Origin of the sequence: Sediminicoccus sp. KRV36, from assembly GCF_023243115.1 — a bacterium.
Taxonomy (GTDB): domain Bacteria; phylum Pseudomonadota; class Alphaproteobacteria; order Acetobacterales; family Acetobacteraceae; genus Roseococcus.
Genome location: NZ_CP085081.1, coordinates 1,267,929 through 1,289,478, shown reverse-complemented (window position 1 = coordinate 1,289,478; position 21,550 = coordinate 1,267,929). Strand labels below are relative to the sequence as shown.

Annotated in this window: 18 protein-coding genes and 1 other RNA gene; 18 read left to right on the top strand and 1 reads right to left on the bottom strand. The window is 69.3% G+C overall.

Features of this window, described 5'->3' with window-relative positions; all coding sequences use genetic code 11:
• The first annotated feature begins 57 nt into the window (after positions 1–57).
• The 3 genes from LHU95_RS05755 to rnpB all read left to right on the top strand — a co-directional run bounded on the left by LHU95_RS05755 (position 58) and on the right by rnpB (position 2,227).
• The gene (locus LHU95_RS05755) at positions 58–819 is read left to right on the top strand and encodes a TerB family tellurite resistance protein (protein ID WP_248710416.1); all 762 of its coding nucleotides are present in this window, start codon (positions 58–60) and stop codon (positions 817–819) included.
• Positions 820–1,082: 263 nt separating this feature from the next.
• Entirely contained in the window at positions 1,083–1,763 is a 681-nt protein-coding gene (locus LHU95_RS05750; RefSeq protein WP_248710415.1) for an N-acetylmuramoyl-L-alanine amidase, read from the top strand.
• A gap of 36 nt (positions 1,764–1,799) precedes the next feature.
• Positions 1,800–2,227, top strand: an RNA gene (gene rnpB, locus LHU95_RS05745) — RNase P RNA component class A.
• 46 nt (positions 2,228–2,273) lie between these two features.
• Here rnpB and LHU95_RS05740 read toward each other — a convergent pair.
• The gene (locus LHU95_RS05740; RefSeq protein ID WP_248710414.1) at positions 2,274–3,608 is read right to left on the bottom strand and encodes an aminotransferase class III-fold pyridoxal phosphate-dependent enzyme; all 1,335 of its coding nucleotides are present in this window, start codon (positions 3,606–3,608) and stop codon (positions 2,274–2,276) included.
• 691 nt (positions 3,609–4,299) lie between these two features.
• Here LHU95_RS05740 and LHU95_RS05735 point away from each other — a divergent pair.
• From LHU95_RS05735 to ftsA, 15 genes are all read left to right on the top strand, one after another.
• Positions 4,300–4,755: a cell division/cell wall cluster transcriptional repressor MraZ gene (locus tag LHU95_RS05735; protein WP_248710413.1), complete on the top strand. Its 456-nt coding sequence runs from the start codon at positions 4,300–4,302 to the stop codon at positions 4,753–4,755.
• Positions 4,752–5,693, top strand: a complete 942-nt coding sequence (rsmH, locus tag LHU95_RS05730; protein WP_248710412.1) for a 16S rRNA (cytosine(1402)-N(4))-methyltransferase RsmH — start codon at positions 4,752–4,754, stop codon at positions 5,691–5,693. Before LHU95_RS05735 ends, rsmH begins: the two co-directional genes overlap by 4 nt.
• On the top strand, positions 5,690–6,508 hold the full coding sequence (locus LHU95_RS05725) for a hypothetical protein (protein ID WP_248710411.1): 819 nt from the start codon (positions 5,690–5,692) through the stop codon (positions 6,506–6,508). The genes rsmH and LHU95_RS05725 overlap by 4 nt, the downstream gene beginning before the upstream one ends.
• Before the next feature lie 149 nt (positions 6,509–6,657).
• On the top strand, positions 6,658–8,484 hold the full coding sequence (locus tag LHU95_RS05720; protein WP_248710410.1) for a penicillin-binding protein 2: 1,827 nt from the start codon (positions 6,658–6,660) through the stop codon (positions 8,482–8,484).
• Entirely contained in the window at positions 8,471–9,928 is a 1,458-nt protein-coding gene (locus tag LHU95_RS05715; protein WP_248710409.1) for a UDP-N-acetylmuramoyl-L-alanyl-D-glutamate--2,6-diaminopimelate ligase, read from the top strand. Before LHU95_RS05720 ends, LHU95_RS05715 begins: the two co-directional genes overlap by 14 nt.
• The gene (murF, locus tag LHU95_RS05710; protein WP_248710408.1) at positions 9,925–11,310 is read left to right on the top strand and encodes a UDP-N-acetylmuramoyl-tripeptide--D-alanyl-D-alanine ligase; all 1,386 of its coding nucleotides are present in this window, start codon (positions 9,925–9,927) and stop codon (positions 11,308–11,310) included. The genes LHU95_RS05715 and murF overlap by 4 nt, the downstream gene beginning before the upstream one ends.
• Positions 11,307–12,395, top strand: a complete 1,089-nt coding sequence (gene mraY, locus LHU95_RS05705) for a phospho-N-acetylmuramoyl-pentapeptide-transferase (protein ID WP_248710407.1) — start codon at positions 11,307–11,309, stop codon at positions 12,393–12,395. The genes murF and mraY overlap by 4 nt, the downstream gene beginning before the upstream one ends.
• A complete protein-coding gene (gene murD / locus LHU95_RS05700; protein WP_248710406.1) occupies positions 12,392–13,747 on the top strand; it encodes a UDP-N-acetylmuramoyl-L-alanine--D-glutamate ligase in 1,356 nt (451 codons plus the stop codon). The genes mraY and murD overlap by 4 nt, the downstream gene beginning before the upstream one ends.
• Positions 13,747–14,898, top strand: coding sequence for a putative peptidoglycan glycosyltransferase FtsW (locus tag LHU95_RS05695; protein ID WP_248710405.1), 1,152 nt, complete (start codon positions 13,747–13,749; stop codon positions 14,896–14,898). The genes murD and LHU95_RS05695 overlap by 1 nt, the downstream gene beginning before the upstream one ends.
• 11 nt (positions 14,899–14,909) lie before the next feature.
• Positions 14,910–16,025, top strand: coding sequence for an undecaprenyldiphospho-muramoylpentapeptide beta-N-acetylglucosaminyltransferase (gene murG, locus LHU95_RS05690; RefSeq protein ID WP_248710404.1), 1,116 nt, complete (start codon positions 14,910–14,912; stop codon positions 16,023–16,025).
• A complete protein-coding gene (gene murC / locus LHU95_RS05685; protein WP_248710403.1) occupies positions 16,025–17,467 on the top strand; it encodes a UDP-N-acetylmuramate--L-alanine ligase in 1,443 nt (480 codons plus the stop codon). The genes murG and murC overlap by 1 nt, the downstream gene beginning before the upstream one ends.
• A complete protein-coding gene (gene murB / locus LHU95_RS05680) occupies positions 17,464–18,369 on the top strand; it encodes a UDP-N-acetylmuramate dehydrogenase (protein ID WP_248710402.1) in 906 nt (301 codons plus the stop codon). The genes murC and murB overlap by 4 nt, the downstream gene beginning before the upstream one ends.
• A complete protein-coding gene (locus tag LHU95_RS05675; RefSeq protein WP_248710401.1) occupies positions 18,366–19,319 on the top strand; it encodes a D-alanine--D-alanine ligase in 954 nt (317 codons plus the stop codon). The genes murB and LHU95_RS05675 overlap by 4 nt, the downstream gene beginning before the upstream one ends.
• Positions 19,309–20,190, top strand: a complete 882-nt coding sequence (locus LHU95_RS05670; RefSeq protein ID WP_248710400.1) for a cell division protein FtsQ/DivIB — start codon at positions 19,309–19,311, stop codon at positions 20,188–20,190. The genes LHU95_RS05675 and LHU95_RS05670 overlap by 11 nt, the downstream gene beginning before the upstream one ends.
• Positions 20,187–21,491: a cell division protein FtsA gene (gene ftsA / locus LHU95_RS05665; RefSeq protein WP_248710399.1), complete on the top strand. Its 1,305-nt coding sequence runs from the start codon at positions 20,187–20,189 to the stop codon at positions 21,489–21,491. Before LHU95_RS05670 ends, ftsA begins: the two co-directional genes overlap by 4 nt.
• Positions 21,492–21,550: the final 59 nt, after the last annotated feature.

Genomic DNA, 21,550 nt, shown 5'->3' with positions numbered 1-21,550 from the left:
GGCGCTGCCAAATCGCCCGGGCCGTGCTATCTGGCCCGCTCTGGGAAAGGGTCCGAATTGAGTTTTTGGGGCAAGATCATCGGCGGGGTCACCGGCTTCGTGACCGGGGGGCCGATCGGCGGGCTGCTGGGCGCCTTGGCCGGGCATGCGGCGGATGGCGGCCCGCGCCTCGGCCCCAACGCCGCCAACCTCGCTTCCATGCTCGGCTCGAAGGAGCAGCTCTTCGCCATTTCGGTGGTTGTGCTCTCGGCCAAGCTCGCGAAATGCGACGGTCCGGTGGTGCGCGCCGAGATTGATGCCTTCAAGCGCATGTTCCGCATCCCGCCCGAGAACATGCGCGATGTCGCCGCACTCTTCGACGAAGCGCGCGAAACAGCCCAGGAATTCGAGCCCTTCGCCGACAAGCTGGGCGAAGCCTTCGCCGACAACCGCGCCATGCTGGAGGATGTGCTGGGCGCGCTGTTCCAGATCGCCCGGGCTGATGGTCCGCTGACCCGCGGTGAGGTCCGCTTCCTGCAGCGCGTGCAGGTCGGATTTGGCCTGGAGGCGCGTGAGTGGGAACGCGCCCGCGACGGCCACGCCCGGCCTGGCGGCAATGCGGGCCAAGCGCCCGGTATTGATGCCTATGCCGTGCTGGGCCTGCCCGCCAACGCGACCGATGAGGAAGTGCGCGCGACCTGGCGCAAGCTGATGCGCGAGAACCACCCCGATGCCCTGGCTTCACGCGGGGTGCCGAAAGAATTCATTGACCGCGCCAGCAACAAGGTGGCCGAAATCAACAACGCCTGGGACCGGATCAAGCGCGAGCGAAAACTGTGAGCATCACCCGGCCGGCCCCAGGCATCGTTCAGAACCCGCTTCGCCAGCAAAGCGGCGCGGACCGCATCAAGCGCGAGCGAAAACTGTGAGCATCACCCGGCCGGCCCCAGGCATCGTTCAGAACCCGCTTCGCCAGCAAAGCGGCGCGGACCGCATCAAGCGCGAGCGAAAACTGTGAGCATCACCCGGCCGGCCCCAGGCGTCGTTCAGAACCCGCTTCGCCAGCAAAGCGGCGCGGACCGCATCAAGCGCGAGCGGAAACCGTGACGCTGCGACTGATCGAAGCTCCATCGCCGAATACGGAGCCGCGCCCGGACGACACGGCGATTGACACCCTCATCCTGCATTACACCGGCATGCGGACGGGTGAAGAGGCCATCGCCCGGCTGCGCGACCCCGCGGCCATCGTCTCGGCGCATTATGTGGTGGAGGAGGATGGCGGCATTTTCCGCCTGGTGCCCGAGGGTCTGCGCGCCCGCCATGCCGGCATTTCCCACTGGCGGGGCCGATCCGCCCTGAATGCCAATTCCATCGGTATCGAGATCGTCAATCCCGGACATGAATGGGGCTACCGCCACTTCCCGGCGATGCAGATGGCGGCCCTGGCCGATCTCTGCCTGGACATCCTCGCCCGGCACCCGATCCCGCCGCGCAATGTCGTGGGGCACAGCGATGTCTCGCCCGACCGCAAGCAGGACCCGGGCGAGCTCTTTGACTGGGAGGGGCTGGCGGCCAATGGCATCGGCCTCTGGCCGAGGGGCGATGGCCCGGCCGAAGGCGATGCGCTGGAGCTGCTCGGCCGCATCGGCTACCGGACTGATCTGCCGTTGCCCATCCTCCTCACCGCTTTCCAGCGCCATTGGCGGCAGGAGGAGGTGAATGGCCTGGCCGATGCAGGCACGCTTGGGCGCCTGCAAGCCGTGGCAGCCCTCACCGAGGCTTGACCCCCGGGGCCCTTGAGGCGCAACAAGCCCGCGATACCGGATGGCTGGACGACCGCTGGGCCCGCGAGAGATCGCGGGGCTGGAGGAAAGTCCGGGCTCCACGGAAATACGGTGCCGGTTAAGGACCGGCGGGCGAAAGCCTAGGGAAAGTGCCACAGAGAACAGACCGCCGTTCCAGCCCCATGCGCAAGCAGAGGGCTCGGGCGGCAAGGGTGAAACGGTGGGGTAAAAGCCCACCGCGCTTCCAGCAATGGCGGCGGCACGGCAAACCCCACCGGGAGCAAGGCCGAATAGGGAGGGCTGTCGCGGGATTTCGGTCCCAGCGGCAGGGGCATTTCCGCCCCGCTCTCCGGGTTGGCCGCGCGAAGCCTGCGGCAACGCAGGCTCCAGAGGAATGGTCGTCCATGGCCCAGGGGGTGACCCCGAAGCCAAGACAGAACCCGGCTTACAGGCCGTCCGGTATCGCCCTCATCGCAGTTCCGGCGCCGGCATGCGTGGCACGGGGCTGGTTTACGCCGCCGTCAGCAGGGGCCGGCGCGTGGCGCAAAATGCCTCGACCGCCGCGACATAGCGCGCGCATTCCGCGTCACCCACGGGCAGGCTGAGGGCCACCATCCCCCGCCGTGCGATGTAGATGCCGGCGGCCATGAGATCGAGGAAGAACAACTCGCGCAGGGCCTCCTCGGCCGGGCTTTGCACATAGGGGCGCAGCACCTCGCCCTTGCGGAAATGCGGCTGGATCATGCTGCCGATGCCGGTGAACTGCATCTGTGCGCGATGCCGCTGGCAGACGGCGTTCAGCGCCTCTCGCAGCGCATCGCCGCGCGCGCGCAGCGCCTCGGCCGCCGCATCGTCGAAAATCTCGCCCATCGCCACCACGCCGGCCGCCATGGAGAGCACGTTATTGTTGAAGGTGCCGCCATGCGGCAGCGCCTTGGGATGTGCCGGGTCATAGACGGACATGATATCCGCCCGCCCGCCAAAGGCACCGAAGGACATGCCGCCCGCCACATATTTGCCGAGCGTCGTGAGGTCCGGCGTGATGCCGTGCAGCTTCTGCAGGCCGCCGGCGCTGTGGCGGCTGGTCATCACCTCGTCAAAGGTCAGCACGATGCCGTGCTCGGTGGCTTCCGCGCGCAGCATCTCCAGGAATTCGCGCGTGGCGGGGATGCAGCCGCCGCTTCCCATCATCGGCTCCAGCAAGATGCAGGCGAGTTCATCGCGCTGCGCGCGGATCAGTGCCCGCGTCGTTGCCACATCGTTGTATGGCGCCAGCGTCACCGGAAAGGGGGCGTTCACGGCGTTCGCGCCACTCACGAAGGTGAGCATGCCGCCATGGTAGCCGCCATGCATCGCCAGCACCCGCGTGCGCCCGGTGAAGGCGCGCGTGGCAGACAACGCCATCAGATTGGCTTCCGTCCCGCTATTGGTAAAGCGCACCAACTCGATCGAAGGGAAGCGCGCGCAGAGAATGCCGGCGAGCACCGTCTCCCGCTCCCCTGCCGCGGCCAGGTTGAGGCCGCGGCCAATGGCGCCCTCGATCGCGCGAATGATCCGCGCCTCGGAATGGCCGAACAGTCCGGCGGTGTATTCGCCACAGAGGTCGAGGTAAGCGTGCCCGTCAATATCTTGCAGGAAACAGCCCTCGCCGCGCTCCATCGCCGTCGGGAAGGGCGTGTAGTGCAGCGTGGAGCGCGTGTTGCCGCCGGGCATGACTTCCCGCGCGCGGGCATAGGCGGCAGCACTTTTCGGCCTGGCAGCGACATAGGCGGCCCGCGCCTCCGCCAGGGCCGTCTCCATATCCGTGTTGCGCGGTGCGGCGGCGGGGTGGTCGAGCGGTGGCATGGCGTTGTTTCCCTGTTGCCGGCGCCAGGTCAGCAACAACCAGCCCGGGCAACGGATGCGGTCTGGCCCGCGATCCCGCCCCAGGCCGCCAGCGCCGGCCGTGCGATCAAAGACACGCCCATTGTGGCCGACTGGCAGGTGATCTCAAAGGCGAAACCTGCCGACTGGCCGAAACCCACGCCAAACTGACAGGAAAGACGCGGGACGCGACGGATGCCCGGCTTCTCTCCACCGTGAGGGATGCCGCCCGGCAACTGCCCCTCGCGCGGCTGCGCCGAGAGGGACACGGCGCGTCGAAGTCATGCGCCACATGTCGCTGCTGAGGCCATCCATCGCCTGGTGTTGCCTGATTGCCACAGCGCCCGGCAAACGCAGGGGAGATGACAGATCACATCTGAGGGAACTTCAACAACCGCCTGACGCAAAATGAGAAAATGACTCGTTCGGCGATCTGGTCAAAAGCAGTTATCCCTTGATTACCCATTTCAGCCCATCTACAACCAGTTCAGCCCAATACGGATGCCGCAAGCTCGGGGGGGCGAGCGCATCTGGAAAAGGGCTGGTCGGGCGAGCCGACGGGGTTCCGGGGGGGACCTCGTCGGCCGCTGCCACCGCCCGCAAGGGCAAAGATGCTTCCACCCCCCATTGACGTCGAATTCGGCTCAGCGAGCGGGGGGCATCCAGCGGCACGATGACCCAATTCCGGGGCAAATTCATCAACGGCTTGGACAAGAAGGGGCGCTGCAGCGTGCCAGCCCCCTTTCGCGCGCGCCTCGCCGGGGATTCCCTGGTGCTGCGCCGCTCCGTCAGCCCCGATCACGTGTACATCGAAGCGTGGCCCGTTTCGCAATTCGACACCGCCAATCGCGACACCAACCCGCTGAGCCCCCTCAGCGCCGAGCAGAATGCCGAGGATTACGCCTTCATCGTGGACGTCGCCGAGGTGACCCCCGATCCGGAGGGCCGCATCATCCTGCCGCGCGACCTGATCGAATATGCCGGGCTCTCCGATGGCGTGGCCTTTCTCGGCCGCCTGAACTGGTTCGAGCTTTGGGAGCCGGCCGCCGCCGAACGCCGCATCGAGGAAGCCCGCCGCGCCATCGCCGCCCGGGCCGCCGCCCCTGCGCCCCCGCGGACTGACGCATGAGCCACATCCCGGTCCTCCTCACCGAAGTGCTGCAAACCCTGGCCCCCCAGGCTGGCGAGAGCATCCTGGACGGCACCTTCGGCGGCGGCGGCTATGCCAGCGCCATCCTGGAGGCCGCTCCCTGCACCGTCTGGGCGATGGATCGCGACCCCGAGGCGATTGCCCGCGGCGCGGCGCTCGCCGCGGCCCATCCGGGCCGCCTGCACCTCATCGAAGGCCGCTTCGGCGACATGCTGGCGCTGCTGGCGGAACGCGGCATCACGCAGCTCGATGGCGTGGTGCTCGATCTGGGCGTTTCCTCCTTTCAGATTGATACGCCCGAGCGCGGCTTTTCCTTCCGCTTCGACGGCCCGCTCGACATGCGCATGGGCCAGACCGGCCCGACCGCGGCCGATCTCGTCAACACCCTGCCCGAGGCGGAGCTCGCCAACCTGATCTGGGAGTTCGGCGAGGAGCGTTTCTCCCGCCGCGTCGCCCGCGCCATCCTCAAGGCGCGCGCCGAGACCCCCTTCACCACCACGCTGCAACTGGCCGAAGTGATCCGCCGCGCCGTCCCGCGCGACCCCTCGGGGATCCATGGTGCGACGCGCAGCTTCCAGGCGCTGCGCATCCGCGTGAATGACGAACTGGGCGAGATCGAGCGCGCGCTGGAACAGGCGCTGCAACTCCTGGCCCCCGGTGGGCGGCTGGTCATCGTCTCCTTCCATTCGCTGGAGGACCGCCTGGTGAAGCGCGCCTTCCAGAAGGCCACGGGCCGCACCCCCGGCACCTCGCGCCATGACCCGCGCATGTTGCTGGCGCCGCGCGGCCCCGCCCCCTTCACCTTGCTCACGCCGCGCTCGGTTCGCCCGGGTGCCGCCGAAACCGCCGCCAATCCACGCGCCCGCTCCGCCCATCTCCGCGCCTTGCAGCGTTCCCCGGAAAGTCACGCCGCATGATCCATCCGCTGACCCTCATCACCTTCGCCGCCTTCCTCGGCTCCGGCCTGTATGTGTTCCAGACCAAGGAGGAGGTGGCCAAGCTCGATCGTGAACTGCGCGAAATCCGGCGCGAAACGGAGGCTGAGCGCGGCCGCACGCAAACCCTTTCCGCCGAATGGGCGCGGCTGAATGACCAGGACCGGCTGCGCCAGATGGCGGCGGCGCATCTGCGCCACATGCAGCCCATGGAACCCGCGCAATTCCAGCGCATCGAGGATGCGCAGCGCCGCATGCCGCTGGCGGTGGCCTTCACGCCCCTGCCTTCCGGTTTCCAGCGCCGCGCCGACGCGCCCTCTGCCCCCGGAGATGTGCTGGTCTTCACCGCCGCGAGCCAGCGGCGGGAGGCTGAGCCCGTGAGCGTCGCGGCAGCGCCGCGCCCTGCATCCACCCCGACGGCTGGGCCCGCCGCAGCACCCGCACCCGCGCCTGCCCAGGTGGCGGCCGCGGCTGCCCCGGTGGTTACGCCGGCGCCTGCTCCCGTGCCGGCTTCCACGCCTGCCGTCACGGTGGCCGCGGCGCCCCGCGCCGCCGAAGCGCGCCCTTCCGAGCCCAGGCCAGCCCCGCGGCCCCGCCCTGAGGTGGCCGCCCTGCCGCCGATTGCCGGCCCCGCTGCGGCGCCGCGCGCCCAATATGCGCAAGGCAACGTGCCCTCGCCGATCGCAGCGCCGCCCCAGGCCTTGCGCACCGCGCTGCATGTGCAGCCGGCGCCGTCGGGCTCCATGCTCGGTGGCGGCGCGGGCAGTCTGCCTCCACCGGTGCCCTTCAGCCGATGAACGACCTCCCCCCGCCCTCCCCCGACTTCGTCCCGCATGCCCATGCGGAACCGCTTCGGCCGTCAGCACCGCCCGAGAGCCCCTCGCGCGCCGTGATGCGCGTGGCGGGCGATCGGGCAAAGGGCAATCAGGCGCGGCATCAGCACCGCATGCCCGGCCGCCTTCTCGTCGCTTCGCTGGGCTTTGGCGTGCTGTTCGTGGCCATCGCCGTGAAACTGACGGATGCGACCATCCTCTCGCCCGCGCCGTCGCGCATCGCACAGGCGCCGCGCCTTCCCTCCGCCGAGCCAGCCGTCAGCCGCGCCGCCATCACCGACCGCAATGGCGAAGTGCTGGCCGTGACGGTGCGCGGCACAGCGCTCTATGCCCGCCCCGGCGAGATTGACAATCCGGCGCGCGTCGCGGACCAGCTCGTGCGCATCCTGCCGCATCTCGACCGGGACCGGCTGTTGCCGCGCCTCAGCCCGCCACGCCAATTCGCCTATCTCGACCGCTTCATCACGCCGCGCCAGCAGCAGGCGATCAATGACCTCGGCGTGCTCGGCCTTTACTTTGAAACCGCCGAGCGACGCACCTATCCGCGCGGGCGCGATGCCGCCCATGTGCTGGGCGCCGTGGATGTGGATGGCGAGGGCATCGCCGGCGTCGAGAAATGGTATGATGAGCGCTTGCGTGTAACGCGCGACGCGCTGCGCCTGTCCATTGATATCCGCATCCAGCGTGAACTGCGCGAGGCGCTGGAATGGTCCATTGATCGCTTCAACGCGATCGGTGGCTCCGCCATCCTGATGGATGTGAACACGGCCGAGGTGCTGGGCATGGTCAGCCTGCCCGATTTCGCCGCCGCCAACCTGGCCACCGCCCCCGCTGAGCAGCGCTTCAACCGCGCCGTCACGGGTGTTTATGAGCCGGGCTCCACCTTCAAGCTCTTCACCGCCGCCATGGCGCTGGAACATGGCACGGTGCAGCTGCATGGCGGCTTCGATGCCTCGCGGCCCATCCGCATCGGCCGGCACGAGATCAATGATTTCAAGGGCAAGAATCGCTGGCTGAGCCTGCCGGAGATCATCGCCTATTCCTCCAACCTCGCCAGCGCGCATATGGCGATGTCGGTGGGCCCCACGCGCCACCGCGAATTCCTGGGGCGGGTCGGCATGCTGAACCGCACGGGGATCGAATTGCCGGAATCCGCCGCGACGCTGGCCCCCTCGCAGCGCAACTGGCGCGACATCAACACCATGACCATCGGCTTCGGCCATGGCATCTCGGTGACGCCGCTGCACATCATCAACGGGGTTTCGGCACTCGCCAATGGTGGCACGCTGCGGCGGCCCACCATCCTGGCCGTACCACCCGGCGAGGAGCGCGAGGGTGTGCGCGTGATCAGTGAGCGCACCTCGGAGCAGATGCGCCGCCTGATGCGCATCGCCGTCACGGATGGTTCGGGGCGGCAATCCGATGTCCCGGGCTATTTCATCGGTGGCAAGACCGGCACGGCGCAGAAGGTGGGTGAGCGCGGGCAGTATATCGAGAACCGCCGCATCTCCTCCTTCGTGGGCGCCTTCCCGATGAATGCGCCGCGCTATTCGCTGCACGTGCTGGTGGATGAACCCAAGCCCCGCGCCGATACCGGCGGCTACGCGACGGCCGGCGTGGTGGCCGCCCCCACCGCCCGCCGCGTGGTGGAACGCATTGCTCCCATTCTCGGCATGGTGCCGGAGACCGATCGCATCGCGCAGATCCAGGCGAGCATCGCATTGCCGCTCAATGGCGGGCGGCCGCGCGCTGCACCGGCCACCGCGGCAAGGCCCCCAACCACCGCCACCCCCGCCATGCTGCCGCGCACCCCCGCGCCCAGCCTGGAACAGCCCGGCGCCCCCATTCGCCGCACCGATGCATCCGACGGCATCGCCATGCCGCGCCTGGTTCTAGCCCCCCTCTCCAGCCCTCCTGAGCCAGGCCGTGCGCTGCGATGACATCCTCCCCCTGTTCCCTGGCCTGAGCGCCGAGGGCTTCCCCGACATCCTGGGTGTCACGGCGGATAGCCGCGCCGTTCGCCCCGGCTTTCTGTTTGCCGCCCTGCCCGGCGCCCGGGCCGATGGCATGCGCTTCGTCGCCGATGCCGTGGCGGCCGGCGCCGCCGCCATCCTCGCCCCCGAAGGCGCCGACTGGCCGGCCGAGGCGCCGCAGCGCCCCTTCCTGCGCACCGCCGATCCGCGCCGCGCCCTGGCACTCATCGCCGCCGCCTTCCACGGGGCGCAGCCCGAGCGCGTGGCGGCCATCACCGGCACCAACGGCAAGACCAGCACCGCCGATTTCCTCCGCCAGATCCTGGGGGAGCGGGCCGCGTCGCTGGGCACCCTCGGGCTGATCGCGGCCGGCTTTCCGCGTGGTGAAAGCCTGACCACGCCGGACCCGGTGGCCCTGCACGCCACATTGGCGGCGCTGCAACGCGCCGGCATCAACGATCTGGCGCTGGAGGCCAGTTCCCATGGGCTGGACCAGCGGCGGCTGGATGGCGTGCGCCTCGCCGCCGCCGCCTTCACCAACCTGACGCGCGATCACCTCGACTACCACGGCGACATGGCCGCCTATCGCGCGGCCAAGCTGCGGCTTTTCGACACGCTGCTGCCGCCCGGCGCGCCCGCCGTGATCCAGACCGAGATGGAAGCGCCGACGCTGGAGGCGCTGCGCGGCATCATCGCGAGGCGCGGCCTGCGCGGCATCGAAGTGGGTGAAGCGGGCAGTGATCTGCGCCTCATCAGCCAGCGCGTCTTGCCCGCCGGGCAGGTGATCGAGGTTGACGCCTTCGGGCAGCGCGCCGAGATCCCCCTCGCCGTGCCCGGGCGGTTCCAGGCGGATAATGCGCTGGTGGCGTCGGGGCTCGCCGTCGGCATGGGTCGGCCGGTGCCGCAGGTGCTGGACGCCCTGGCGCGCCTGGCCCCCGTGCGCGGGCGAATGGAACTGGCCGCCACCCTCGCCCATGGCGCCGCCATCTATGTGGACTACGCCCATACGCCCGATGCGCTGACGCGGCTGCTGGCGGCACTCCGCCCGCATGTCGGGTCAGGCGGTCGGCTGCATGTGCTGTTTGGCGCGGGCGGTGACCGGGATCCGGGGAAGCGTCCGCTGATGGGCGCCGCCGCCGCGGCCGGCGCCGATCAGCTCTGGGTCACGGATGACAATCCGCGCAGCGAGGACCCGGCCGCAATCCGCGCCGCCATCCTGGCCGCAGCCCCCGGCGCGCGGGACGCCGGGGAGCGCGCGGCCGCCATCGCGCTGGCGCTTGATGCGCTGCGGCCCGGCGATGTGCTGGCCGTGGCCGGCAAGGGGCATGAAAGCGGCCAGACCATCGCCGGCGTCACCACCCCCTTCGATGATGCCGACATGGTGCGCCGCCTGGCCGGAGTCCGCCCATGATCCCGCTCTGGACCACCGAGGAGCTGCGCGCGGCAACAGGCGGTTTCTGTGCCGATGGCCTCACCGCCACGGGCGTCTCGATCGACACGCGCAGCGTGGCAGCCGGAGATCTCTTCATCGCGCTGCGTGACCAGCGCGATGGGCATGACTTCGTGGCGGAGGCTTTCGCCCGTGGCGCCTCGGCCATGGTGGAGCGGGACATGCCGGGCCCGGTGCTGCGCGTGGCGGATACGCTGGCTGGCCTCACCGCGCTGGGTGCGGCGGGGCGCGCGCGGATGGACGGGCGGGTCATCGCCGTGACCGGCAGCGTGGGCAAGACGACGACGAAGGAAATGCTGCGGCGCGCCTGCGCGGCGCTCGGCGCCACCCACGCCTCCGCCGCCAGCTACAACAACCACTGGGGCGTGCCACTCACCCTGGCGCGCATGCCGCGTGGCACCGACTGGGCCGCCATCGAGATCGGCATGAACCATCGGCATGAGATCGCGCCACTTGCGCGCCTGACGCGACCCCATGTGGTGATCGTGACCAGCATCGGCACGGCGCATATCGGCCATCTGGGCAGCCAGCAGGCGATTGCGGAGGAAAAGGCGGATATCGCGGCCGGCATCGAGCCCATGGGGCTGGAGAGGGCCGGCATCGCCGTCCTGCCACAGGACAGCCCGCATTTTGATCGCATGGCGGAGATTGCCCGGCGGCATGGCGCGCAGGTGCTGGGCTTTGGGGAAAGCCCCGAGGCCTCGGCCCGCATGCTGGCCTGGACCGGCTCCGCCGCCGCGAGCGAGGCGGAGTTCGAGCTCTCGGGCCGCCATGTCACGCTGCGCCTGGAGCAGCCGGGCAAGCACATGGCGATGAACGCCCTGGCGGCCCTGGCGGCCATCCAGGCCGCCGGCGGTGATACGGGGCTGGCGGCGGCAGCGCTCTCCGGCTTTGGTGCGGGTGCCGGGCGCGGCGAGATGCGCCGCGTCGCCACCCCCGACAATGGCACGGCCCTGTTGCTGGATGAGAGCTACAACGCCTCGGACAGTTCCATCCGCGCGGCGCTTCTGGTGCTCGCGGCGCAAAAGGCGAAGCGGCGCATCGCCGTGCTGGGCGATATGCGGGAACTGGGCGATTTCGGGCCTGACCTGCACCGCGCGCTGGCCTCCGATGCAGCGCACGCGGCCGATCTGGTCTATGCGTGCGGCCCGTTGATGGGGCATCTCTTCGCTGCCCTGCCGGCCCGCCGCCAGGGAACCCACACAGAGGATGCGGCAAGCCTGGCTCCCATCGTCGCCGCAGCCCTGCGCGATGGCGATGCTGTGCTGGTCAAAGGCTCGCTCGGCATGCGCATGGCCGAGATCATTCGCGCCATCACCGGCGCCGACAGGAAAAATGCATGATTCCGCTGCTGCTCTCTCCGCTCGCGGATGACTTCATCCTCTTTAACCTGGCGCGCTACCTGACGTTCCGGGCGGGTGCGGCCTGCATGACGGCGCTGTTCATCGCACTGGTCTTCGGCAATGGCATCATCAACTGGCTGCGCAGCTTTCAGCGCGGCGGCCAGCCGATCCGCGAGGATGGGCCGGAAAGCCACCTCATCACCAAGAAAGGCACGCCAACCATGGGCGGCGTGCTGATTCTGCTGTCCCTTTCGCTCTCGGTCCTGCTCTGGGCCGATCTGCGCAATGGCTTTGTCTGGGCGGTGCTGTTCGTGACATTGGGCTATGGCGCGCTGGGCTTCGTGGATGACTGGCTGAAGGTGACCAAGCGCAACACCAAGGGCGTGTCCGGCCGTGCGAAACTGGTGGCTCAGGCCGGCATCGCCTTCATCGCCGCCCTCTGGTTCATGTGGCTGCTGCCCGCCGGCCTGTCCGACAATCTCGCCGTGCCCTTCCTGAAGGAGACGCTGATCCCCCTCAGCCTCCTGTTCCCCTTCGCCGCGGCCTTCGTGATGATGGGGTCCTCCAATGCGGTGAACCTCACCGATGGGCTGGATGGCCTGGCGATCGTGCCCGTGATGATCGCCGCTGCGGTGTTTGCGCTGATCGCCTATCTCGTCGGCAACCGCATCTTCGCCGACTACCTGCAACTGCATGGCGTGCCGGGGGCCGGTGAACTGGCGGTGTTCTGCTCGGCGCTGATCGGCGCCTCGCTCGGGTTTCTCTGGTTCAACGCGCCACCCGCCGCGGTCTTCATGGGTGATACGGGCAGCCTCGCGCTGGGCGGGGCGCTTGGCTCCATCGCGGTGGCCACCAAGCACGAGATCGTGCTGGCCATCGTGGGCGGGCTCTTCGTGGTGGAGACGCTTTCCGTCGTCATCCAGGTGTTCTGGTACAAGCGGACGGGGCGGCGGGTCTTCCTGATGGCGCCGCTGCATCACCATTTCGAGAAGAAGGGCTGGGCCGAGGCCACCATCGTGATCCGCTTCTGGATCATCGCCATGGTGCTGGGGTTGATCGGGCTCTCGACGTTGAAGATTCGATGACCCCCTTCCTGCGGCAGCGCATCGCGGTGGTGGGGCTCGGCAAGGCCGGGCTTCCTGCCGCACGACGCCTGCACGCATGGGGTGCCGACGTCACCTGCTGGGATGATGGCGAGGCAGCCCGCGCCGAGGCTTCGGCCCAGGGCCTGCGCGTCGCCAATCCCGCCGAGGGCTTCGAATTCGACGCGCTGCTGCTCTCGCCGGGGATACCGCATCTGTTGCCGCGCGTGCATCCGGCGGCAGCCGCTTCCCGCGCCGCCGGCAAGCCGATCCTGGCCGATGTGGAGTTCCTGTTCCGGGCGGTGCGCGCTGCCGGCAGAAAGGCGCGCTTCGTCGGCATCACCGGCACCAATGGCAAGAGCACCACAACGGCGCTGATGGCGCATCTGCTGGCGCGCGCGGGCATTCCGGTCGAGGTGGGTGGCAATCTCGGCCCGGCCGCGCTGGATATGCAAATTCTCGGCGATGACGGCGTCTATGTGCTCGAAATGTCCAGCTATATGCTGGAACGAATCGCTGATCTTCGATTCAATGCGGCAGCGATGCTCAACCTCAGCCCCGATCACCTGGACCGCCATGGCGACATGGCCGGCTACCTGGCCGCCAAGGCGCGAATCTTCGCGACGCAGACACGCGATGACGTGGCGGTCCTCGGCCAGGATGACGCGCCCACCGCGGGTCTCCGCGCGGGGCTGGCGGCACGGTGGGTGCCGATTTCCGGCACCACGCCGCAACCAGGCGGCATCTGGGCCGAGGGCAGCCTGCTGCGCGACAGCCAGGGCGTGATCGCTGATCTCGCAACCTGCCCAACCCTGCCTGGCACGCATAACGCGCAGAATGCGGCCGCCGCCATCGCCATGGCGCTGGCGCTGGGCTTGGACCGCAATTCCCTCGCCGAAGGGCTGCGGAGTTACCCTGGCTTGCCGCACCGGCAGGAATTGGTCGGGCGCATTGGCGCGGTGCGCTTCGTGAATGACAGCAAGGCGACCAATGCCGACAGCGCGGCACGGGCCCTCGCCAGTTATGAGCGCATCCTCTGGATCGCCGGCGGCATGGGCAAGGAGGGCGGAATCGCGCCGCTCGCCGAATACTTCCCGCGCATCGCCGAGGCCTTCCTGATCGGCCGTGACGGGCCCGAATTCGCCGCCACCCTCGCGGCATCCGGCGTGAAGCATCGGCTCTGCGGCACCTTGGCCGAGGCCCTGCCCCTGGCCGCCCGTGCCGCATCGGGTGGTGCGGCCGATGTTGTCCTGCTCTCCCCCGCCGCTGCCTCCTGGGACCAGTTCACCGGCTTCGATGCCCGTGGCGATGCCTTCCGCGCGCTGGTCCGCGCCCTGCCCGGAGTGGAATTCTGATGGCTGTCTCGCGCACTGATACCTCGACGCTTGGCCGCTGGTGGTGGAGCGTGGATCGCTGGACGCTGGCGGCGCTGCTGGCGCTCATCGCCATCGGCTATGTGATGATGCTGGCTGCCTCGCCTGCCGTGGCGCAGCGCATCGGCGCCGCCTCCCGCCACATGTTCCTGGAACGGCAGGTCTTCTATTCGACGCTCGCGGTGCTGGTGATGGTGGGCTGTTCGCTGCTCAATCCGCGCTGGGTGTTGCGCCTGGCCATCCTGGGTGCGCTGGGCGCCTTGGCGCTGACGGCGCTGACGCTGGTGGCCGGCACCGAGATCAAGGGCGCGCGGCGCTGGCTTTCGCTGCCGGGCATGTCGCTGCAACCCTCGGAGTTTCTCAAGCCCTGCCTCGCTGTCGTGTGCGCCTGGCTGATCGCGGAAGGCAAGCGCAGCCGGCGCTTCCCGGGGCTCATCCTGGCCTTCCTGATCATCGGCGTGGTGGCTGTGCTGCTGAAGCAGCAGCCGGATATCGGCATGCTGGCGGTGATTGTCGCGGTGTTTCTGGCGCAGGTCTTCGTCTCGGGCATCAACCTGATGTGGGTGGTTGCGGGGGCTGGCGGCGTCGCGGGGCTGGCGGTGCTGGCCTTCACCCTGCATGGCCATGTGCGCTCCCGCGTGCAGCGCTTCCTCGATCCCGAGGCAGGCGATAATTTCCAGATCCGCATGTCGCTGGAAGCCTTCGGCAATGGCGGCTTGCTGGGGCGCGGCCCGGGCGAAGGGCGCGTGAAGGATGCGCTGCCCGATGCCCATGCGGATTTCGTGTTTCCCGTGGCGGCGGAGGAATTCGGCCTGGTCGCCTGCCTCATCATCCTCGCCATCTTCGCCTTCGTGGTGATCCGCGGGCTGCTGCGCCTGATGAATGAGCGCGACGTATTCCTGTCCCTGGCAGCCACCGGGCTCCTGGTGCAATTCGGCCTGCAGGCCTTCATCAACATGGGCTCCTCGCTGCACCTCATCCCGACCAAGGGGATGACGCTGCCCTTCGTGAGCTATGGTGGCTCCTCTTCCATCGCGCTCGCCATCGGCATGGGCTTCCTCCTGGCGCTGACACGCCGCCGCAGTGCGCGGACGGAGGATTCGCAACCCTTCGCCCACGCCGTGCCGACATGAGGGGCCCGGCCATGCGTCCCATCGCCATCGCCGCCGGGGGCACCGGCGGGCATCTCTTTCCGGCCGAGGCGCTGGCCGCCGAGCTCTCCGCGCGCGGCGAACGCATCGTGCTCTTCACCGACGCGCGCTCCGCCGCCTTTGACAGCCCGGCCTTCGCCAATGCCGAGCGCTTCGTGCTGCGCGGCGAAGGGATCGCCGGGCGCAGCCTGCTGCGCGCCGCGCGTGGCGCCGCGCTGCTGGCCTCAGGCACGCTGACAGCGCGGCGGCTGTTGAAACAGCTGGACGCCGCCGCCGTGGTGGGGTTCGGCGGCTATCCGGCGATCCCGCCGGCGCTGGCGGCTCTCACGCTTGGCGCGCGCAAGCCCGCGCTGATCCTGCATGAGCAGAACGCCGTGCTGGGCCGCGCCAATCGCGCCTTGGCGACCCGGGCCGATATGCTCGCCCTGGCCTACGAGGACACGGCGCGGGTGCCCGCCGGGGCACGGACCAGCTGGGTGGGCAATCCGGTGCGGCCGGCGCTGGCCGCCCTGGCCGGTGCGGGCTATCCGCCGGCCAATGGCCCGCTGCGGCTGCTGGTCACGGGGGGCTCGCTCGGCGCGCGGATTTTCGCCGATCTCGTGCCCGCGGCGATTGCCGCCCTGCCGGAGGCCATTCGTGGCCGGCTGCTGATTGCCCAGCAATGCCGCGTGGAAGATCTGGAGCGCGTGCGCGCCGCCTATTCCGAGACCGGCATTCCGGTGGAGCTCTCGCCCTTCTTTCCCGACATCGCGGGCCGGCTGGCGGGCGCCCATCTGGTCATCGCCCGCGCCGGCGCCTCCACCGTGGCCGAAATCGCGTGCGCGGGGCGCCCTTCCCTGCTGGTGCCACTGCCCTCCGCGATTGACAATCACCAGGTGGCCAATGCGCGCGCGCTTGAGGCCGCCGGCGCCGCGCTGGTGCTGACCCAGGCCACGACGAATCCGGCGCGGCTGACCCAACTGCTGGCAGAATGGCTGGGGTCACCGGAAAGGCTTGCCGAAGCGGCCCAGGCTGCGGCATCCCTGGCGCGCCCCCAGGCGGCACGCGAACTCGCCGACCTCGTCCTTGCCCATGCCGCCCGAACCCAATCGCTCCAGGAATCACGCTGATGCGCGCGCTGCCACTCTCCATCGGGACGATCCATTTTGTGGGCATCGGCGGCATCGGCATGTCGGGCATCGCTGAGGTGCTGCACAATCTCGGCTACGCGGTGCAGGGCAGTGATATCGCCGAAGGCTACAATGTCACGCGCCTGCGCGAGGCCGGCATTCCCGTCATGATCGGCCATGCCGCCGAGAATCTTCGCAACGCGCAGGTGGTGGTGGTCAGCACGGCGGTGAAGCGCGACAACCCGGAGGTCCAGGCCGCGCGGCGCCGGCTGTTGCCGGTGGTGCGGCGCGCCGAGATGCTGGCGGAACTCATGCGCCTCAAATGGGGCATCGCGGTCGGCGGCACCCATGGCAAGACGACGACCACAAGCCTCATCGCCTGTGTGCTGGAGCAAGCCAAGCTCGACCCCACTGTCATCAATGGCGGCATCATCAATGCCTATGGCACGAACACGCGCATGGGCACGGGCGAGTGGATGGTGGTTGAGGCGGATGAGAGCGATGGCAGCTTCCTGCGCCTGCCGAGCACCGTCGCCGTCGTCACCAACATGGATGCCGAGCACCTCGACCACTGGGGGACCGAGGAGGCGATGCGCGAGGGCTATGCGCAATTCGTCGGCAATATTCCCTTCTATGGCTTTGCCGTCCTTTGCGCCGACCATCCGGCCGTGCAGGCGATGATTCCCAAGCTGGATCGCCGGCTGGTCACCTATGGTTTCTCGCCGCAGGCCGATGTGCGCGCCGAAAAACTGCTCACCAATCGCATGGGCGCCAGCTTCGAAGTGACGGTGCAGGACCGCGTCAGCGGCCGCGCGCGCACCATGCAGCCCTTCCGCCTGCCGATGCTGGGCAGCCACAATGTGCAGAATGCACTGGCCGCCATCGCGGTCGGTGTCGAGATGGATGTACCCGAGGATGTGATCCGCGCCGCATTGGCCGGTTTCAAGGGCGTCAAGCGCCGTTTCACCCGCGTGGGTGAAACGGGCGGCATCACGGTGATCGACGATTATGGGCACCATCCGGTCGAGATCGCGGCCGTGCTGAAGGCGGCGCGCCAGGCGGGGGCGCGCGATGTGATCGCCGTGGTGCAGCCGCACCGATACTCCCGCCTGAACCAGCTTTTCACCGAATTCTGCACCTGCATGAATGATGCGGGGACGGTCATCATCGCCGATGTCTATGCCGCCGGCGAAGCGCCGATCGAGGGCGCCGACAAGGATGCGCTGGTGGAGGGGCTGCGCGCCGCCGGCCATCGCAGCGTGGTGCCGCTGCCCGAGCCCGCCAGCCTCGCCGAGATGATCAACGCCATGGCCAAGCCCGGCGACTATGTGATCTGCCTGGGGGCCGGAACCATCACCAACTGGGCGCATGCGCTGCCGGCGCAATTGGCCGAATTGCAGTCGCAAGGAGGGGCGCGCGTCTCGCCCCTGAAACGCGCATGAGGCCGATGCCGACCACCCACGCCATGCCGGTGATCCGTGGCCGCGTGGAGGCCTCGGCGCCGCTCGCGCCCTTCACCTGGTTCCGCGTGGGTGGGCCGGCGCAATGGCTGGCGCGCCCGGCCGATACGGATGATCTGCTGGGCCTGCTCGGCGCACTCGATGCGGCCATGCCGCTGGTGGTGCTGGGTGCCGCCTCCAACCTCATCATCCGTGATGGCGGCGTGCCGGGCCTGGTGCTGCGCCTGCCCGCGCGCGGCTTCGGCGCGGTGACGGTGGAGGCGGATGGGATCATCGCCGGCGCCGCCGCCCTCGATGCGACAGTGGCCGAGCATGCGGCGGCCGCGAACCTCACGGGGGTTGAATTTCTCAGCGGGATTCCGGGCAGCCTGGGCGGCGCCATCGCCATGAATGCCGGCGCCTATGGGCGTGAGATCGTGGATGTCCTGGATTGGGCCGAGGTGGCGACGCCGCAGGGGCTGCTGCGCCTGGATGCGGCGGCACTCGGCCTTTCCTATCGGCATGCGCGCCTGCCCCTGCGCGGCGTTGTGACGCGCGCGAGGTTACACGCCACCCCGGGCGACGGCAGGGCCATCGCTGCCCGCATGGCCGAAATTCGCGCGGCACGCGAAGCGACGCAGCCCGTCCGCGCCCGCACCGGCGGCAGCACCTTCCGCAATCCGGACGGGCACAAAGCCTGGGCGCTGATTGACGCGGCCGGCTGCCGCGGCCTCACGCTCGGCGGCGCGCAGGTGAGCGAGAAGCATTGCAACTTCCTGCTCAATACCGGCACCGCCACGGCGGCCGATCTGGAAGGCCTAGGCGAGGCTGTTCGCACCCGCGTGCTGGCAGCTTCGGGCGTGGATCTGCATTGGGAAATCAAGCGCATCGGAGTACCGGCATGAGCGCCACGAACCAAGCCGGCCGTTCGCAGGTCCATAGCGTGGCCGTGCTCTATGGCGGTATCTCCGCCGAGCGCGAGGTGAGCCTCTGGACCGGCACGCAGGTGATCGCCGCGCTGCGCGAGGCGGGCTTCGACGTCTCGCCCATCGAGGTCACGCAGGATTTGCCGGCCACGATCGGCGCGCTCAGCGCCGCAAGGCCGGATGCCGTGTTCAACGCGTTGCATGGCCGCTTCGGGGAGGATGGCTGCATCCAGGGCGTGCTGGACTGGATGGGGTTGCCCTATACGCATTCGGGCGTGCGCGCTTCCTCCGTCGCGATGGACAAGGCCGCCGCCAAGGCCGTGTTTTCCGCCCATGGCCTGCCGGTCGCGGCACATCGGGTGATCAGCCCCGAGGAGCTGGAAGCAGCCGATCCGCTGCCCCTGCCCTATGTGGTGAAGCCGGTGGATGAGGGTTCCTCCGTCGGCGTCACCATCCTGCGCGAGGGCGACAACCGCCGCCAGGAGATCGCCCGCAACTGGCGCTTCGGGCAGCGCATCATGGCCGAGAGCTTCATCCCGGGCCGGGAACTCACCGTCGCCGTGATGGGCGATGAGGCGCTGGCCGTGACCGAGATCGCCACCGGCAACGTCTTCTATGATTACGAGGCGAAATACGCCGATGGCGGCAGCCGGCACCTGCTGCCCGCGCCCATCCATCCCGATGCGACGGCGGAGGCGATGCGCGTGGCCGTTGCCGCGCATCGCGCCCTGGGCTGCCGCGGCGTGTCCCGCTCCGATTTCCGCTACGATGATACCGACGGCGAGCCGGGGCGGCTTTACCTGCTGGAGGTGAACACCCAGCCGGGCATGACCAGGACGTCCTTGCTGCCCGAGCAGGCGGCCCATCGCGGCATCGCCTTTCCGGCCCTGTGCGCCTGGATGGTCGGGCAGGCCTGCCATGGCCCGTAAACCCGCCGAGCCCACGACGCGTTCGCGCAGCGCGCCGCAGCCCAAGCGGCCCTCGGCCACGCGGCTGTGGTTCAAGAAGCGCCGCGCCTGGCTGCGCGGCATCGGCATGGCCACGCTGGCGCTGGGCACGCTGGGCATCGCCAGCATCGGCGTGATCGCGCTCGATCCCATGGCGCGCTTGCGCGACACCACCTCCTGGCTGGCCGAGTTGGGCCGTGGGCCTGGGCTGTCCGTCCAGGAAATCCGCATCGAGGGCCGGGAATTCGCGCCGCGTGAAGCCCTGCTGGCCGCCATCGGCATCACGCCTGGCGAGGCGATGCTCGACTTCCAGCCGCAGGTGGCCCGGCAGCGCCTGGAACAGATCGCCTGGGTGGAAAGCGCCCATGTGGAGCGCCGGCTGCCCGGCACCATCCTGATCCGCATCAGCGAGCGCCGCGCCTTCGCCATCTGGCAGCGCGACGGACGCTTCTCGGTGATTGACCGCGAAGGGCGGGTGATGGCGACCGAACGGCTCGAAGCCTTCGGCCCACTCCCCCTCGTGGTCGGCGCCGGCGCCGAGCGCGTGGCGGCGCAGATGATCGATCTGCTGCGCAGCGCGCCCGAAATCTCGGACCGCGTGCAGGCCATCATCCGCGTTTCCGAGCGGCGGTGGAATCTGCGCCTGCAGAACGGCGCGGATATCCTGCTGCCCGAAGGGCATGAGGAAGCGGCCATCACGCGCCTCGCCGAGTTGCAGGCCCGCGATCGGCTGCTCGATCGCCCGCTCGCCGCCGTGGATATGCGCCTGCCGGACCGCCTGGTGGTGCGCATGCACCCCCCCGGACAACCCGCCCCACCGACGCCAACACCTGCACGGAGCCAACGCGGATGAACGAGATCGTTCGCTACCAGCCACCCCGCACCGAGCTTCCCACGCGCGGCATCAAGCTCGGCCGCGCGCGCCCGGGCGTGTTTGGCGTGCTGGATATCGGCTCGACCAAGGTGGTCTGCCTCATCGCGCGCATCGAGAGCGACGGCACGCCGCGGGCGCTCGGCTTTGGCTGGCAGAAATCCCGCGGCGTGAAGGCCGGCTCCATCGTGGATATGGAGGAGGCGGAGCGCAGCATCCGCGCCGCCGTGGCGAGTGCCGAGGAAATGGCGGATACGCTGCTCAAGGGCGTCATCGTCAACCTCTCCTGCGGGCAGCCGGAGAGCCGGACGCACAACATCCTGTGGCAGGTGGGCGGGCGGGCCGTCACCACGGCCGATCTGGGCGGCATCATGACCGAGGGCGTGCGCCGCACCCATGCCGAGGGCCGCGAAGCGGTGCACAGCTTCCCCCTGGGCTTCACCGTGGACGCGACCGGCGGCGTGGATGATCCGCGCGGCATGGTGTGCGATACGCTCGGCGCGCGGCTGCATGTGCTGGATTCCGCGAGCCATGCGCTGTTCAACCTGGGCCAGTGCCTGCAGCGCTGCGAGCTGGAGGTGGAGGAATTGGTCTCCTCGCCCTTCGCCGCCGGGCTGGCGACGCTGGTGGATGATGAGCGCGAATTGGGCGCGGTCTGCGTGGATATGGGTGGCGGCACCACCAGCCTCGCCGCCTTCGCCGAGGGCCGCCTGATGCACACGGCGCAGCTCCCGGTGGGCGGCTGGCAGGTGACCAATGACCTGGCACGCGTGCTCTCGACGCCCATCACCCATGCCGAGCGATTGAAGACCATGCATGGCAGCGTGCTGGAATCGGCCGAGGATCGCGGTGAAATGCTGCCGGTTCCCATGGTGGGTGAGGATGACGACCAGATCGCGCGGGTTCCGCGCGAAATGATCGTGAAGATCATCCGCCCGCGGCTCGAGGAGAGCTTCGAATTGCTGCGGGACCGGCTGGATGGCAGCGGTTTGCCGGCCGAAATGCGCCGCCGCATCGTGCTGACCGGTGGCGCCAGCCAATTGATCGGCGTGCGCGAATTGGCCGGGCGCGTGCTCGGCCGCGAGGTGACGGTGCGCAATGGCCGCCCCCGGATGGTGCGTGGCCTGCCCGAGACGGCCTCGGGTGCCGGCTTCGCTTCGGCGATCGGCCTGCTCGCCTGGGCGGCGGGCGAAGGCAAGCCCCTGCTCGACGTGGCGCCGGCCGCGATCAGCACGCCTGGCATGCTGCGCCGCGGTATTGCGTGGCTTCGCGAACGTTTATGACGAAATTCCGAGTGCTGCCCTGTGGATAACGGGGACAGTCTGCGAAGATGGGCAGACTC

Excerpts from the sequence above, each read along its gene's own strand:
- murG (WP_248710404.1), top strand. The coding sequence starts at position 14,910 with ATGCGTCCCATCGCCATCGCCGCCGGGGGCACCGGCGGGCATCTCTTT.
- murB (WP_248710402.1), top strand. The coding sequence starts at position 17,464 with ATGAGGCCGATGCCGACCACCCACGCCATGCCGGTGATCCGTGGCCGC.
- LHU95_RS05740 (WP_248710414.1), bottom strand. The coding sequence starts at position 3,608 with ATGCCACCGCTCGACCACCCCGCCGCCGCACCGCGCAACACGGATATG.
- LHU95_RS05695 (WP_248710405.1), top strand. The coding sequence starts at position 13,747 with ATGGCTGTCTCGCGCACTGATACCTCGACGCTTGGCCGCTGGTGGTGG.
- LHU95_RS05735 (WP_248710413.1), top strand. The coding sequence starts at position 4,300 with ATGACCCAATTCCGGGGCAAATTCATCAACGGCTTGGACAAGAAGGGG.
- ftsA (WP_248710399.1), top strand. The coding sequence starts at position 20,187 with ATGAACGAGATCGTTCGCTACCAGCCACCCCGCACCGAGCTTCCCACG.
- LHU95_RS05670 (WP_248710400.1), top strand. The coding sequence starts at position 19,309 with ATGGCCCGTAAACCCGCCGAGCCCACGACGCGTTCGCGCAGCGCGCCG.
- rsmH (WP_248710412.1), top strand. The coding sequence starts at position 4,752 with ATGAGCCACATCCCGGTCCTCCTCACCGAAGTGCTGCAAACCCTGGCC.
- LHU95_RS05720 (WP_248710410.1), top strand. The coding sequence starts at position 6,658 with ATGCCCGGCCGCCTTCTCGTCGCTTCGCTGGGCTTTGGCGTGCTGTTC.
- LHU95_RS05725 (WP_248710411.1), top strand. The coding sequence starts at position 5,690 with ATGATCCATCCGCTGACCCTCATCACCTTCGCCGCCTTCCTCGGCTCC.
- LHU95_RS05675 (WP_248710401.1), top strand. The coding sequence starts at position 18,366 with ATGAGCGCCACGAACCAAGCCGGCCGTTCGCAGGTCCATAGCGTGGCC.
- murF (WP_248710408.1), top strand. The coding sequence starts at position 9,925 with ATGATCCCGCTCTGGACCACCGAGGAGCTGCGCGCGGCAACAGGCGGT.
- mraY (WP_248710407.1), top strand. The coding sequence starts at position 11,307 with ATGATTCCGCTGCTGCTCTCTCCGCTCGCGGATGACTTCATCCTCTTT.
- murC (WP_248710403.1), top strand. The coding sequence starts at position 16,025 with ATGCGCGCGCTGCCACTCTCCATCGGGACGATCCATTTTGTGGGCATC.
- murD (WP_248710406.1), top strand. The coding sequence starts at position 12,392 with ATGACCCCCTTCCTGCGGCAGCGCATCGCGGTGGTGGGGCTCGGCAAG.